Annotated in this window: 11 protein-coding genes and 1 pseudogene; 9 read left to right on the top strand and 3 right to left on the bottom strand. The window is 61.5% G+C overall.

The features are described from left to right. Positions 1 to 101: 101 nt before the first annotated feature. Positions 102 to 333, top strand: a pseudogene (locus P3T23_RS00395) (DDE-type integrase/transposase/recombinase); the annotation flags it as partial. A gap of 980 nt (positions 334 to 1313) precedes the next feature. Then, positions 1314 to 1622, top strand: a complete 309-nt coding sequence (locus P3T23_RS00390) for a hypothetical protein (RefSeq protein WP_429314230.1) — start codon at positions 1314 to 1316, stop codon at positions 1620 to 1622. A 410-nt stretch (positions 1623 to 2032) separates the two neighbouring features. On the opposite strand, the gene P3T23_RS00385 is transcribed toward P3T23_RS00390, so the two are convergent. Further along, positions 2033 to 3055: an SGNH/GDSL hydrolase family protein gene (locus P3T23_RS00385; RefSeq protein ID WP_429314229.1), complete on the bottom strand. Its 1023-nt coding sequence runs from the start codon at positions 3053 to 3055 to the stop codon at positions 2033 to 2035. 638 nt (positions 3056 to 3693) lie between these two features. Between P3T23_RS00385 and P3T23_RS00380 the strand changes: the two genes are divergently transcribed. Together P3T23_RS00380 and P3T23_RS00375 are read left to right on the top strand one after the other, a co-directional pair. Continuing rightward, positions 3694 to 3888, top strand: a complete 195-nt coding sequence (locus P3T23_RS00380) for a hypothetical protein (RefSeq protein ID WP_429314228.1) — start codon at positions 3694 to 3696, stop codon at positions 3886 to 3888. Between the two features lie 109 nt (positions 3889 to 3997). After that, entirely contained in the window at positions 3998 to 4327 is a 330-nt protein-coding gene (locus P3T23_RS00375; RefSeq protein WP_429314227.1) for a hypothetical protein, read from the top strand. Between the two features lie 247 nt (positions 4328 to 4574). On the opposite strand, the gene P3T23_RS00370 is transcribed toward P3T23_RS00375, so the two are convergent. After that, positions 4575 to 5201: a hypothetical protein gene (locus P3T23_RS00370; RefSeq protein WP_429314226.1), complete on the bottom strand. Its 627-nt coding sequence runs from the start codon at positions 5199 to 5201 to the stop codon at positions 4575 to 4577. Positions 5202 to 5336: 135 nt separating this feature from the next. Then, a complete protein-coding gene (locus P3T23_RS00365) occupies positions 5337 to 5810 on the bottom strand; it encodes a hypothetical protein (protein ID WP_429314225.1) in 474 nt (157 codons plus the stop codon). Between the two features lie 647 nt (positions 5811 to 6457). On the opposite strand from P3T23_RS00365, the gene pgaA reads away from it, so the two are divergent. From pgaA to P3T23_RS00340, 5 genes are all read left to right on the top strand, one after another. Beyond that, entirely contained in the window at positions 6458 to 8845 is a 2388-nt protein-coding gene (gene pgaA / locus P3T23_RS00360; protein WP_429314224.1) for a poly-beta-1,6 N-acetyl-D-glucosamine export porin PgaA, read from the top strand. A 26-nt stretch (positions 8846 to 8871) separates the two neighbouring features. Continuing rightward, positions 8872 to 10956 (top strand): poly-beta-1,6-N-acetyl-D-glucosamine N-deacetylase PgaB, encoded by a 2085-nt coding sequence (gene pgaB / locus P3T23_RS00355; RefSeq protein WP_429314223.1) that lies wholly within the window; start codon positions 8872 to 8874, stop codon positions 10954 to 10956. Continuing rightward, entirely contained in the window at positions 10953 to 12224 is a 1272-nt protein-coding gene (pgaC, locus tag P3T23_RS00350) for a poly-beta-1,6-N-acetyl-D-glucosamine synthase (RefSeq protein ID WP_429314814.1), read from the top strand. The genes pgaB and pgaC overlap by 4 nt, the downstream gene beginning before the upstream one ends. Next, positions 12202 to 12819: a Biofilm PGA synthesis auxiliary protein PgaD gene (locus tag P3T23_RS00345; protein ID WP_429314222.1), complete on the top strand. Its 618-nt coding sequence runs from the start codon at positions 12202 to 12204 to the stop codon at positions 12817 to 12819. The genes pgaC and P3T23_RS00345 overlap by 23 nt, the downstream gene beginning before the upstream one ends. Before the next feature lie 208 nt (positions 12820 to 13027). Then, entirely contained in the window at positions 13028 to 14242 is a 1215-nt protein-coding gene (locus P3T23_RS00340) for a hypothetical protein (RefSeq protein WP_429314813.1), read from the top strand.

Raw genomic sequence — 14242 nt, 5'->3', positions numbered from 1 at the left:
TCCAAAGGTGTCATCACTCTGGCGACATTCACCGGCCAATATCGGTGGGGCAAGGGGCGCGAAGAGGTACTCCCTCGGAGGGGGGCGTAAGAAATCCTCGATGGCGGGTGGACAGAACGTATATCCAGGTCAACGGCCAGTGGAACTATCTCTACCGGTCATTTGACAAGGCCGGTCAAACCATCGATTTCCTGTTCAGAGCCAAGCGCGACAACGTGGGCGCGAGGCGCTTCCGTGAAAAAGTCGATCGCTCAGAATGGTGCGCCTGAGACGGTAACCATCGACAAGAGCGGCTCCAACCTGTCCCGGCTGGACGCTGTGAATGCCGGGCGGTAAACGCCCATCCAGATCCGTCAAGTCAAGTATTTGAACAATGCAATTAATGTCGGAAACGACACGAATTGGTTGTTTTTGGACGGATGTCTGCCCAGATTTCGACTGGAATCGAAGCCCAGTCTCGTCGCTTCCCATCAAACTGAGCCACTCGAACGAGGTGCCGTCTCCGCTAGATGGAGCGCCTTCCTGTGGAACCTGGTAGCTTCGAGGGAGCCGAGTATCCTCCCGGTGTGCTGATACATCCGTGCCTGCCCTTTGTGCTCAGCCGGGTAGCTATTCTCAAGGCGTAGTTCTTGGAACGATTGCCAGTAGTCGTCAAAGCGGGCTGCTTCGCGTTGAATCTTTTCTCTGCGCCTAGTCTCCTTTCCCCGTTGGACCAGCCTTGCTGCGACGTCCGGCGCCAGCCTGCGCAAAAGGCCTTCACTTACGTCGAGAAGACGCGCAGCCTGACAGAGATTTAGCGCCGATCCCGATTCGAAAACTTTATCTAGTTCCGCAAGCAGTTCTTCGGACGCTTTAGCTGCCCCACAGCGCTGCCTTGTTACCAACGGATTAGCGCCAGACGTTCGATATACCCTTCTCAGCATCACTTTGTTTCCAAGGACGACATCGGACACACCGCAGCCGCAGCAGTACGCGATAAGTATCAGCCGAGGAAGGCTCGGGTATATCTTCCCACAGCGCCAGCCGTACACTTCGGCGTTGGCAATCCCGAGATGATTTGCAAGTCGCAGTTGCTCGTCGCCTTCGAGCTACATGGGCGCTTCGGCCCCGCCTGCCTGCAAGGGCATCTTTTGATTGTCGATGTGCAGAAGCACTGGCGCGGATCTATAACAGTATTGCAGCCTGAAGACAACGTGCTGCCTGCTCGCCGGCCCCGACGTCGGCAATTCAACCTCGGAGGTTTAGCGGATACAGCCTGATAAGTCCATGCTTTGCCTGCTCGAATCTCGATTAGCCAGGTATCGGAGGTAATCATGGAGTACGAGTACCGCGGCTGGGTCATTGACGCGACCCCGGATTTCTCGCTTGGTCGGTTCTTCGCGCACGCGCGAATCATCCAGGCGTCGCCTGACGATGATGTGGACACTGAAATGCATATCGAACGCAATCTTGCCTGGTTTGATAGCGAAGACGAGGCGATCCAGGTTGCGCGCCACTGGGCGATTGAGTGGATCGACAAACGCGAAGGTAATATCGCCAGCCCGGACGCTGGTTCATCGACGCAGTACTACGATTTCCCGGCGCAGGCCCGGCCAAACAAAAGTCCGGATTCGCGATCCTGATGCCGGACGAGTGGCCCTGTGGCCATTCTGCAACGCCTGCGGCCGCGATTGACAGAAGCCCGCCCCACGGTAGATGCGGTAATGCGGCCTCTCGCATATATTCAGACGAGATACCTGATTGCTTCGGAAACGCGGATGTGTACGATGGAACCTGCGTCAGCGCCCCTTGCGCGACGTGTGTGTTTCGGGCCGCGGCGATGTCTGCGGCCTTTTTTACATGCGGAATCGCTTTTCAGCGCTTATGCAAGCCATTCGGCGTCGCTAACTTCGTCGTCGTCCGTTACCGCATGACTCGACATTCCTGAAAATCGGCTAAAAATCACTCGCCGCTCAATGCGATAGCAAGACGAGGTCGGACGGAACGTGCGAGACCCCGACGATTCTGTGGACGAGTCGCCATTTTCCCAGGCTCAGTGACCAAGACCGCTCCTGGCGATCTGCTGCTCCACGAACTGGGCAAACAGTGCATGCAGACGCGTCGTCGGATGAAGCTCGTCGGCGAACATGTACGTCTGATCGGCATTGGCCGTGACGTAGGTAGCCTGCGAGCACAGCAAGGCCGTGTCATCGGGCGTTTTCGCAGGGTCGCAGGCGACGCTGGTGTTTGACACGGCGAAGCCATTGGCCTGAAAGTTCGCGATGATCTGGTTCACCCATGTATAAGAATCGATCTGGATGACCTTGCCTTGCAGGCCATTCGCCTGCAAGGCAGCGTTCAAGCTATCGTTGAAGATCTGCGATAACTGGGTCAGATTTGCCCCGCCGTCGGGCGAGGCGATGCCTTTGGGCGATAGTCCAACATTCGGGACATTGACCACCACGACATGAGTGGCGCCGTTCTGGGCGATCTGTCCGACAATCTGGGCCAGAGTGGTTGCCGCCGTCTGCACGGTCGGCGCCGCGGCCGGCAGCGACCCGGCGCGAAGCACGTCGTTCGAGCCAGCCCAGACCAGCACCAGTTGACTGGAGCTGAAGCTCCCGTGGGCGGCCAGATAGCTCGAAACCTGCTGGTTGACGGGCATTTCGACATTGCCGATCACGTCGGCAAGAAAGTCGTACAGGCTTGCTGGCGTCGCCACCGTGGCGCCGCCCTCCGCATAGCCGAGGCCGCTTTGCGCACTCAATTTATGAGTGATGTCGATCGTAAACGCCGCGCTTAGCGTATCGCCGTAGTATTGCGCGACATCCTGGGTCCACACTTGCCCTGGATTGGTCGTGAAACGCCCCCCGCCCAGCGCGCTGGCGATTGGCGCATAGGTCCCGACGTCCGACAGGCTGTCGCCGAACGAGACAACTTGCAGATGAATGCCGCCCGCCGGGGTGGCCGCGCCACTGCCGTTGCTCGAGCCGCCTCCATGCCCGCCGCATGCTGTAAGCAGTGCAATTACCACGGCAAGAATGGCAGCACATACCTTGTCATTGATTCCTTGCATAGCTCCTCCCCCGCTGGTCGGCAGGGCAGCTGCGTTCACGTGGCGGGCTTACCGCCAACCCGCAAATCAAGCTTGCGGTAAGCACCCTCGTTCAGCAAAAAGGATGCGCGATCGATCAAGTGACCGAGAGAGTCCTTAGCTGAGTGGGCGTTTGCTGGTCGAAGCGTTCATCTGAATGTCCTGACTTCACAATTGAAGCGGGCATTGAAGTGGCGCCAGCTCCTCGAAAAATTATAGAAGATACCCTGCGCCGGGCACCCGGTTCGTTGGCGGCTCGCTGTACGTCAGCTCTGCAGGGCGGCCAAGGACTATCCCGACGCGCGAAATCCTGTAATAACAAGCGTCCACTCGCTCGCAGGTTCCCTTCAAAAGGGAGACGCGACGATGAAGCAAGCGCTTAATCGCTGCCGCATCTCTGGAAGTGCGCTATGGCCAATATGTCCAATATGCGGGACGTCCCGAATTGCCACGCTCCCGGATCTCCGCCTACCATCAACTCCCAGCTGCATATCGCAGCCAGACGCGCCACGGGTAATGCGTCGCCGAAAGCGAGCGCTATAACCTGGCGGGCACGGCGCACAAGCCAGTAGCCGGCGCATTCCATGTACAGCACCTACTCGAACGCTCAGGAGACAGGTATGCTCAGCCCCCATGAATTTGCGACATTGATGCTCGTCAAGGACTCCGCCGAACAGATTGCCGACCGGGACGAACTTGACGCGTTGCTCGAACGTCAACTGGTCGCCATGGAGCAACTTGGGGGCGGTGCCGTGCTTCCTTGCGTTACACAGGACGGAGATTCCCTGCTTCGTACCCTCGCGCGAATTCACTGACACGTCGGACCGTGTGAGCCCGCAGGCGACGGTGACGTGCGGGCTTGACCGTCCTCCCAGGCCCTTGCCGCGGTCCCAGGATTTCCGAAATGTTCTTGAGGAGATCGCCATGTCTCGCGAGTCCGAATGGGTCAAATTCGTGCTCCACGAGGAATTCCCGTCTGACGTTGAATTTCTTGAAGGAAGCGCGCCGAACCACGTAGTTGTCGAATGGCAGGTGGTCGGGCCAGATGACGCGCCGAGACGCAACGCTCCCTTTGTCATCGTCATCGATACGGAGGCAATCGACCGCTACGAAAGCAGCAATCAACGAGAGCAGACGAGGATTGCCTCGCGTATTCGAGAAATCGTGCAGCATCGAGGCGTTCACTATGAGCCTTCTGGTCCGGTTGACGTAGCCGAACCATTCGTTGTCGAGATTGACGGGGGTGACCTCTAACATTCAGTTCGCGCATCCACAGCCCGTCACGCGGTACGCCCAAAGGGCATCGCCGCGGCGGCGTTTCATCATCGCACCTGCATCGGCAACGCTCCGCACCTTTAAGCACGACGACGACTATCAGGGCACCCGCTACGCCGCGTATCGTCGGCTATTCCTGCGGGTACCAGTCGGATGTGATCCGCCGCTTTCGGCACGCAAACCTGTGTCGAGACCGCAGCGCGGCGACTTACCTTGCGCGACTCGTCTAGTGCCGGAACGGGTCTACTGGGTCTTTGCCCGATGTGGCGCGCGTATCCGGCGAGTGCCGGGTAAACTGCGTTCGCTGTGGGTACCGGCGCCCGTGTTTCGCATCTTGTGACGTCCTTGATGGGAAGGCCTGCGTAGTTGGAGCGTGGGGCACATAACCACCCTGTGAGCGCGGCGCGGCCTGGGTAGGCGTCCACCCTCCCTTGATCACTGCCTGTTCGAGCAGGGCTCGCGTTACGGTTGTGTCGCCGCGCAATGAATGGATGTTGTTGGTCGTCTCTATCACGCAAGTCCATTCGCCGGCTGCGGCGCAGTCGTGCGCGCGGGCAAGCAGAGCGCTGGCCGGATCGGACGACTGCGCGGGCGTACCTGAACTGGCCGTCGCATCGATCGCACTCACCGTCGAAGCCGCGGCCAGTGTGTCCGTCGCAGCCGTGTGCGTGCTGCGGAAATGATAGTCACCGTCGAGGGTCACGCTCACCGCGAGCGCAACGAGAAAGAACGTTACACTCAGCGCGACGCTCAGCCCTGGCCCCCATGTGAGACGGAAAGAACTGCAACGATGCGCGGATGCGATATCGTGGGGCGCGTCTTTGTCGATGGCCTGTCGATCGGATGGATTCACGATTCTTACTGGAACGAGGTTTCCTCTCTCAGTGATCGTCGCGCCGGTAGCCTGAGGATCGTACGTTCGGGCTGCACGGCTCGGCCACGAAAGCGCATGGCGACATACCGCACGCGCACTGCGCCGCCTACCTCACTACCACTTGATCTGCGCGTTCATGTTGCCGGTCTGCACGATTTCGAATTTCATCTCACCGCGATACGTGCCCTCGATCCGGTAGTCCGCCTCAGGCACCGAAAAGAGACAATGCGGGCCTGCCGCGATGAAATCCATCAGCACACGTCCGTGCCGCCTCAACTTGACCGAGACTTCGGAAAGTGGCGCTCCATTCGACGCGGAGATGAACGACACGCCAAGGTTGAATGGATGCGCAGGGTCGGGTGATGTTGCACGACCATCGACACCTGCGCCGCCGCACACGTAATAGAGCATCTGTTGCGGTGCAACTGCACCTGATGCGGGTGCGGTGGGCTGTGCGGTTTGCGGTGAGGCGGGCTGCATGGTCTGTGATGTGGCTGGCCTTGCAATCTGCGATGCGGCGGGACCGGTGCCCACGAGGAGCATCGCGCCCGCAAGCGCCAGAAGACCTTCTTTGTTCAAGGTTCCCATGATGACCTCCCTGGTTCACTTGCAACAAGCATAGGAACGTCGCGAGCGAAAAGCAATCATCGGTGCATGGCGAAAAATCTACTCAAATAAAGTATGTAGGAATGCAGATTTACAGATGAAAAATAGCAAGCTGGAAGACCTGTTTGTAACGAGATGAAACGTGCCGACGTTCACCCGGCAGCGTGACCATGTACCACGTAACCAGCTCGAAAGAATGAATCGAAAATGAAACGGGAGCGGAGGCCCGGGGTGCTGCTGGACCCCAGATAACGTAATAAGAAAAAACCCGAAGAACCCGTATGAAAAATGCACGGTGGCGCTGAGACGCGTGCACGCCCTGCGTCTTCCCGATGCGAGGTATGCCGCGATATGTGGCTCACAGCCTGCCGATTCTGTCCGTGCGGTGTTTCCGTTTTAGGGGATCTTTCTGCTTTGCGCGCCAAAGTCCGGTCTGGCCGAGGGATGACGCCTTGCGGCTCCGTTGTCAGAGTTGAAACACGCGCCCCGCCGGTCCGCGCCTCTTAACCCCGTTCTCGTCCAGAGGTCCAGACGCTGTGCCGTGGCATGGATGCTGCACAACGGTGTGGGTCATTGATGTGCTGCGGCTGCGCTTTCCCGCATCAGACTACTAACAGGGACACACCGTAATGGCTGAGATCAAGTGTTTCTTTGCGCCGCGTTGCCGGCCACTCACATCCTGCGCTCCCGCAGTGATTCTGCTTCTGTCTGCCTGCGCCGCACTTGAAAGTGAGGACAGTGCGGCGCATGAAGCCGACGACGCGAAGCCGGTGGTGTTCGCGGTCGCGCTGGCCGACGACCCTGTGAACCAGGACCCGAGCGGGCATCCGGTACCTGTCAGCGTGTCGGACGCGCCCGCGCACAGCGAAGCGGCGGCGCAAGCACCCGCTGACAGCGCGAGCGACGCGCAAAGCATTGCGTCGGTACCCGTCGAGACAGTCACGCAAGGAGGCAATGAAGTAGTGGCGACCTCAACTACAGCTCCAACTACCGATCCAACTACAGCTCCAACTACAGCTCCAACTACAGCAGGTTCCCCGCCAGGCAACAGCCAGCCGGCCAACGATCCCATACAGAATCCGCCCGCGACGACGGACAGCCAGCCATCGCCGGGTGGTACAAGCCCGCAGTCGAACGACGCTGTGCGCAAGGAGGTCTTTGGACTCGCGACGAGCGGCGGCGCGGTCCGGGCGCTCGACGAGGCGAAGTCGAGACCCGACGTATTCTCGCCCGTCGATATCGCGCAGATTGAAGAGCTCGCAATACGGCAACAGGTGCGCGGCGGCCGCGACAAGGTGCGGGCGATGACGAGCCCCGACCGCTTTGACGCGATCGACACAGCGCTTCACCAGGCGGACGAGTTCGACGCGCGTCTGCCTCAAACACCGGAGTATGCGGAGGTCCGCGCATCGCTCGCCGGAGATCGCACCGTTGCCTATGCGGCGCGCGGCAGAATGAAGGCCGCGGTTGCCGCCTTCGAGACGATTCCGCCGCAATCGGACATATCGGTCGAAGCGCTCGCCGCAGCCGGCGATGCCTATAGCTACCTTCAGCAACCCGACAAGGCGGAGCAGGCTTATACCCGGGCCATCGACAAGGCGACAGCGGCAGCCGCCGACCCGGCGACGCGCGGGTTTCAGTACGGTACCCGCACGCGGCCGATCGATCTGCGCGAGGGCCTTTTTTACGCGCTGACCGACCAGAACAAATACACGCAGGCGGGGCACGTGCTCGACGACATCCATGCCTCGCTACCGCCGGCTGACCAGGTTCGCCCATGGGATCTCGCTAACGACGACTATCTGCGCTTCTACCGGCTGCGGGTGCAATACCTGATCTACACGGGTCAGACCAAAGCCGGCATAGCCGAGTTGCAGCGCCTCGAAGAGCAGGTGCCGTTCAGCGCGGAGGTGCGCAACGCGCAGGCCGACGCGACGCTCGGCACGTCCCAGACGCGGCGCGCGCGCGACATGTACTCGGCGACCTTGAGCGATCACCCGGACAACGTCGAAGCGCTCGGGGGGCTCGGCCGCACATCGCTTGCGGTGGGCGATTACGCGAACGCGCGGCGCATCAACGACGCCCTCGACGACACGTTCCCCGAGAACGGCGCCGTGCGAACGTTCAAGCGCGACTATCAGGCGTTTCACGCGCCCGTGCTGACCGTGGACGTAAACGGCGAACACGGCAACTCGGTACTGGCCGACAACGAATTCAGTATTGAAACGTTCCTGTATTCGCCGCCGATCTACGACAACTGGCGAGTGTTCGCGCACACGTTCTACGGCCATGCGAACACCGACATCGGCGACATCAGCCGTACGCGCACCGGCGTCGGCGGCGACTACCGCAACGGTCCGCTCACAGTGAGCGCCGAGGCTACGCGCTCGCTGGGCAGTGATGCGCGGACCGGCGGCAACGGCGAAGTGACGTACGCGTTTAACGACTATCTGTCGGCGACGGCCGGCGTCGATAGTGACTCCAATTCACTGCCGTGGAAGGCCTACGTCAACCATATCTGGGGAAGAACGGCGAACGTGGCCTTCAACTTCACCGACACCGATCGCCGTTCCGCAGCGCTGGCTTATTCCGCAGGACGCTATAGCGATTCGAATTTTCATCAGGAGATTACTGCAAGCGGCACACAGCGCGTTTTCACCGCGCCCAACCAGTTGTTGAACGTTACGCTGACCTTCGATACGAGCAGCAACACGCGGGCCAATACGCCGTACTTCGCGCCATCGCGCGACTACACGGCGGAGGTGACTGCGATGCACCAGTGGTCGATCTGGCGCAGCGGCGAGAAGTCGCTGCAGCAGCGTATCTACCTGAGCGCCGGCGCCTATAACGAGCGCGGCTTCGGCACGAGTGGCGTGTGGAGTGCACGGCTTGAGCACGCATGGGTCTTCAGCCATGACGTCACGCTGACCTATGGCATCGGCGTGGGAAGCCACGCTTACGACGGGTCGCGTGAACTGTCCGAAACCGCATACGCCGCGCTCACGATTCCTTTCTGAGGTTGAACTTTGAAACGAGGTCGACGATGCAATCCCGTAGACGTCTCATCTGCGGCTGTCTGGGCGCCATGGCGGGCTGTTCGCTGTTCCCGTCTCTCGCTCCCGCGAAGCTTATCGACATCCTACCGCCCGCCGACCCGGCCGACGGCAAGACCTTTCGCGTGATCTGCTTTCACGACGTCCGCGACAATCTGCGCGCCCATTTCGACACGAGCAACATGATCGACCCATACGCGGTCGATACCGGCACGCTGACAGCGATCTTTTCCTGGCTGGAAGCGAATGGCTACCACCCGATCACCGTCAGCGCAATCGAGGCGTCGCGCAACGGTGGCAAGCCACTGCCGCCGCGCTCGGTGCTGCTGACCTTCGACGACGGGTTCAAGAGTCATTACACGAAGGTGCTGCCGCTCCTGAAGCGGTTCCGTTATCCCGCTGTGATGGGCATCGTGACGTCGTGGATCGACACGCCGGCCGATCAGGGCATTCGTCTGTCGGACAAGCTGGTCGTGCCGCGCGATACGTTCATGTCGTGGGACGAAGTGCGCGAAGTCGCCGCATCGGGGCTCGTCGAGCTGGGCTCCCACACGCACGACATGCATCATGGCTCGATCGCCAATCCGCAGGGCAATGAGCTGCCCGCGGCGACTTCGCACCTGTATCTGGCGGATCAGAAGCGCTACGAAACCGACGCTGAATTCGAGTCCCGGGTGCACGGCGATCTCAACGAAAGTATCCGGCAACTGAAGGACCGGACCGGTCTCTCGATCCGCTCGATGGTGTGGCCTTACGGCGCCGAAAACCAGCCCGTCCGCCGTATCTCGACGAACCTGGGCATGCACACGCAGTTCACGCTCGAGTCCGGGCCGAACACGCCCGATGTACCGCTCGACCGCCTGCGCCGCATTCTCGTGACGTACGAGATCGACGTCGGCGGCCTGGAGCGCTCGATGCGCGAACCGGCGGAGAACCGCGGCGAAATCAATCCGGTGGAGCGGGTCGTCGTGGTCTCGCTAGACGATGTCTACGACCCGGCGCCAGAGGTGCAGGAAAAGAAACTGGGCGACCTGATCGAGCGGATCTACAGGCTGCAGCCAAGTTCGGTGTACCTGCAGGCGTTCTCGGATCCGAAGCGCTCCGGTCTCGCGCAGGCGGTGTACTTCCCGAACCGGCATCTGCCGATGCGCTCCGATCTGTTCTGTCGCGCGGCATGGCAACTGAACACTCGGGCGAACGTGCAGGTGTATGCGTGGATGCCGGTGCTCGCCTTCGCGCTGCCCGCGGCGCTCGACGGGCGTATCGAGTTTGTCACGGCTGGCGCCGACGGGGCGCCCGCGCGCGACACGTCCGCGGTGCGGCGGCTGAGTCCCTTCGATCCTGCCGCGCGGTCGTTCGTGCATGAGATGTACGAGGACCTGGGCAAATACGCTGCGTTCACCGGCCTGCTGTTCGGCGAAGACGCGACGTTAAGCGACTTCGAGGACTCAGGTCAGAACGCCCGTCAAATGCTCGCGCGCTGGAACCTGCCGCGCGATATCGGCCAGATCCGGGCAAATCCGGCCTTGATGAAGCGCTGGAGCGATCTGAAGACACGCCATTTGATCAACTTCACCGGGGAACTTCAGCAGATCGTGTTCAACAGCCAGAACGGCGGCGACGTGCTAACCGTGCGCGCGATGTTTCCTGAAGTCCTGCTCGACCCGAACGCGGGGCAGCGCTATGCGCAGAACTATGAGGCTTTCATGCGCGCGTACAACTTTGTCGGGCTGCTCGCGATGCCATCGCGTGAGGGCATCCCTTCGGTGGACAGATGGCTCGATTCGCTGGGAGAGGCCGCGCGTTCGGTGCCGGATGGCGCGCGGCGGACCGTCTTCCTGCTTGAGGCCGTCGACGCGCGTACCGGCGCGAGCGTGCCGACAGCCCGTCTGACAGACCAGATGCGCCGTCTGCGGCAGTCCGGCATGGTGAGCTACGGCTACTACCCCGACAACTTCTCGCAAGACCTCCCGCAGGCGGTCGCGCTGCGCGACGTGATGTCGATGCGCTCGCGACTCGACCCGACCTCGATCAACGCGCTGCTCAAAGGCGGCGCCGACGGAGTGCCGCGCTGATGATGCATATTCTGATCAACAGGGTGCAGGACTTCGTCTTCTTCTACCCGTTCTTCATGTCGTATCTGTGGATGATCGGGGGCGTGGTGCATTTCCTCGCACTGGAAGAGGGGCGGTCCCGCTCGCAGCGCGCGCTGACGATGGCCGGGATGCCGAAGGTCGCCGTGATCGTGCCGTGCTACAACGAGGAGTCGAATGCACGGCGCGTACTGCAACATCTCGCGCAGCTCGGGTATCCGAACTACGAAATCATCGCGGTCAACGATGGCAGCCGCGACCGCACGGGTCAGATCCTGAACCAGCTCGCGGCTGAAATCCCGCATCTGACGGTGATTCATCACGCGAAGAACGAGGGCAAGGCGATTGGCCTGACGACTGCCGCGACGGTTACCGATGCCCCTTATCTGATGTGTATCGACGGCGACTCGCTGCTTGGCGAGGATGCGATCGAATGGATGCTCGAGCACTTCATCTCGGACCCGAACGTCGGCGCGGTGACTGGTAATCCCCGTATCCGCACGCGCACGTCGCTGCTCGGACGCATGCAGGTCGGCGAATTTTCGTCGATCGTCGGCCTGATCAAGCGCACGCAGCAGGTCTATGGGCGCATTTTCACCGTGTCCGGCGTGATCACGATGTTCCGCAAGAGCGCGCTTGCCGATGTCGGCTACTGGAGCTCGGACATGCTGACCGAGGACATCGACATCAGCTGGAAGCTGCAGTGCAACGACTGGCGTGTCGCATATGAACCGCATGCGCTCAGCTGGATCCTGATGCCCGAGACGCTGAAGGGACTGTACCGTCAGCGCCTGCGCTGGGCCAAAGGAGGCATCCAGGTACTGTTCAGGTACGCAGGGACGCTCATACGCGGGTCGCAGATCATGATGTGGCCGCTCTTCATCGAGTACACCATCGGGATCGCGTGGGCGTACTCCATGACGATCATTCTGCTGCTCGGACTGGTCAATGTCATTTATCCGTTGCCCCTTGACTGGCACGTCTCGCTGCTGCCGCACTGGCACGGAATGTTGCTGGTAGCGACCTGCGTGCTGCAGATCATCGTCGGCTGCCTGATCGACCGGCGCTACGACGAAAAGCTGCTGCTGTATCTGATGGACACCGTCTGGTATCCGCTCGCTTTCTGGTTGATCAATATGGTTACCACCGTCGTTGCGTTGCCCGCGATCGTCTTCAGGCAGCGTGGCAAGCGTGCAGTTTGGACTAGCCCTGACCGAGGAATCCAGCATGAACAACACGCCCGTGATTGACCTCTCGCTTCGTCCACCGCATCAGATCATCGCCGACAAAGGCGTGAAGCGCGGCCTCGTGCTGGTCTTATGGTTCCGCTTGATCCGGCCGGCTTTGGTCGGCTTGATGTGGGCAGGGATCACCATCTATGTGTACCGGTACCTGTTGCCGTTCGAACAGGGCGATCTGTCCGTCGATCAACTGGTGTCGTACCTGGCGGCGATTGGCGCAATCGCATCGGTGCTGACGATGTGGATGGTTCTCGCCCGCGTGGCACACCCGTTCGCGTCGAGATCGCGTACCCAACGCCTGCTGCGGCGCAAGGCCGGTCTCACCGTCGAGCCCGGGCCCTTTGCGGCCGCCGGGATGCGTGAACGGAACAGGGTGTCGCGCGTGTTCGTCGCATCACACGATGCAAACGGATTGATTGCGGCATTGAAGGCACTCTCCGACCAGATGCCCACTGGCCGCGACGCGGTCGAGGCGAAGCCCGCCCACGTCGGTCATGACCTGGCACCGCCAGTGCCGTCCATCATGTTCGGCACGCTCGGTGACCGGCCGCTTCGGTTGCGCTATGTGCTTCAGGCGGGGCCGCTGGCGCGCAAGAGACCGTGAGCGGGTGCCTGTACGGGTCATGCAGTACCACGACAACGATAGCGGCAGCGTGCAGAACCACCACGCCGGCACGAATCAGGGAGGCGTCGAGATGGACGGGCTACGCGAAACATGGCAAGCCACGCGGCGCGCCCGCGGAGGCTTGCGCCGCGGGCGCGACAGGCTGGGTGTTTTAGCGCCGGCTGCTCTCGTCTTGACGATTGCCACGATGTCGGGTTTATGTCGTTCCGCCGATCTGCAGGCCGTCAGCGCACGGCGTGCGCCCGCAGGCGAGGTGGTTGCGGTGCCTGCACCGGATGTTGGCGACGAACGGCGCTTCATGCACGGCATTGGCTATGCAAGCGTCGGTGGTGACAAACGCTGGGTCTTTTTCAGCAGTTCAGGTCTGCCGCCGCGCGGCGCGAATCGGGACGGGAGCTGGCCGCACGACGTGTACGTCGGCGAGTGGTCGCCGGGTCAGTCGCAGATCTCGAAAGCGCATGTGTTCATCAGCCGTCCGGAGGCGCAGGAGCCGGTGTCGGTTGCACAGAATACGTCGGGCAACATCTTTGTCACGTTCGAAGACGGCTGGGATGCGCCGCGCAACGTCAGCCAGCGTTTCGGTGTCTATCGCGCGGATCTTTCGCCGATCGAAGCTTATCCGCACGATGTCGAGTCTGGCGGCCACTCCGGTCATGTGGCCGCCGTTGGCGAACGCTTTGTCGTGTTCTATTCCGAGGACTGGGTGGACGGCGGCGGCGTCGACAACCTCGGCACGGGCGGCGGTGTGTATGCGAAGGTCTATAGCGGCTGGGGCAAGCCGCTGTTGCATGTCAATGTGGCGTCCCATGTCCGCGAGTGGTGGCCGATGGTTGCAGGCTCGCCGAAGCGCGCGCTGCTCGTCTGGCAGAAGTACATCCCCGGCGACACCATCGCGCAACTGGAGTATGCGGTGCTGGACCCGGCAACCGGCAAGCTTGTCCGACCCGAGAGCGGGGTGGATACCTACCGGGTCGAGTACTACGTGTATGCCTCGGCCTGGGTGCCGGCGGTCGGGCGCTTTGTCGTCGCAACGACGCTTGCGACGGGACGCTCGTCCGTGCTGCTGATCGACGAAGAGGGCCGCATTACCGCGCGCCTCGAATGCCTGCCGGCTTCCGTGCGGGAATCGGGCATCGCCGTGAACGGCAATGTCGCCTATGTGCCCACGCGCGATGGCCGCCTGATGGCGCTCGCATTGAGCGGGGACTCGATCTCGTTGCGCGGCCTGCAACGTGCGCCATTCGCATGGGGCAACACGGGCGCGATCGGCATGCCGGTCGGCGCCGACTCCATCCATTTTGTGTCGCTTTCGCCTGGCGGTTTGCGCGAGGCGGACTTCGACGCGCGCAGCGAAGTGGCGGCGTCGGCAGCGGATCGCTGTATCCGCCAGGCCGCGCAATAG

This window comes from Paraburkholderia sp. GAS448, assembly GCF_050435685.1.
In the GTDB taxonomy this organism is placed as follows: domain Bacteria; phylum Pseudomonadota; class Gammaproteobacteria; order Burkholderiales; family Burkholderiaceae; genus Paraburkholderia.
Note: the sequence above shows the minus strand (reverse complement) of the source record. Positions and strands in the feature narration are given on the sequence as shown.

Excerpts from the sequence above, each read along its gene's own strand:
- P3T23_RS00380 (WP_429314228.1), top strand. The coding sequence starts at position 3,694 with ATGCTCAGCCCCCATGAATTTGCGACATTGATGCTCGTCAAGGACTCC.
- P3T23_RS00365 (WP_429314225.1), bottom strand. The coding sequence starts at position 5,810 with ATGGGAACCTTGAACAAAGAAGGTCTTCTGGCGCTTGCGGGCGCGATG.
- pgaA (WP_429314224.1), top strand. The coding sequence starts at position 6,458 with ATGGCTGAGATCAAGTGTTTCTTTGCGCCGCGTTGCCGGCCACTCACA.
- pgaB (WP_429314223.1), top strand. The coding sequence starts at position 8,872 with ATGCAATCCCGTAGACGTCTCATCTGCGGCTGTCTGGGCGCCATGGCG.
- P3T23_RS00385 (WP_429314229.1), bottom strand. The coding sequence starts at position 3,055 with ATGCAAGGAATCAATGACAAGGTATGTGCTGCCATTCTTGCCGTGGTA.
- P3T23_RS00375 (WP_429314227.1), top strand. The coding sequence starts at position 3,998 with ATGTCTCGCGAGTCCGAATGGGTCAAATTCGTGCTCCACGAGGAATTC.
- P3T23_RS00390 (WP_429314230.1), top strand. The coding sequence starts at position 1,314 with ATGGAGTACGAGTACCGCGGCTGGGTCATTGACGCGACCCCGGATTTC.
- P3T23_RS00345 (WP_429314222.1), top strand. The coding sequence starts at position 12,202 with ATGAACAACACGCCCGTGATTGACCTCTCGCTTCGTCCACCGCATCAG.
- P3T23_RS00340 (WP_429314813.1), top strand. The coding sequence starts at position 13,028 with ATGTCGGGTTTATGTCGTTCCGCCGATCTGCAGGCCGTCAGCGCACGG.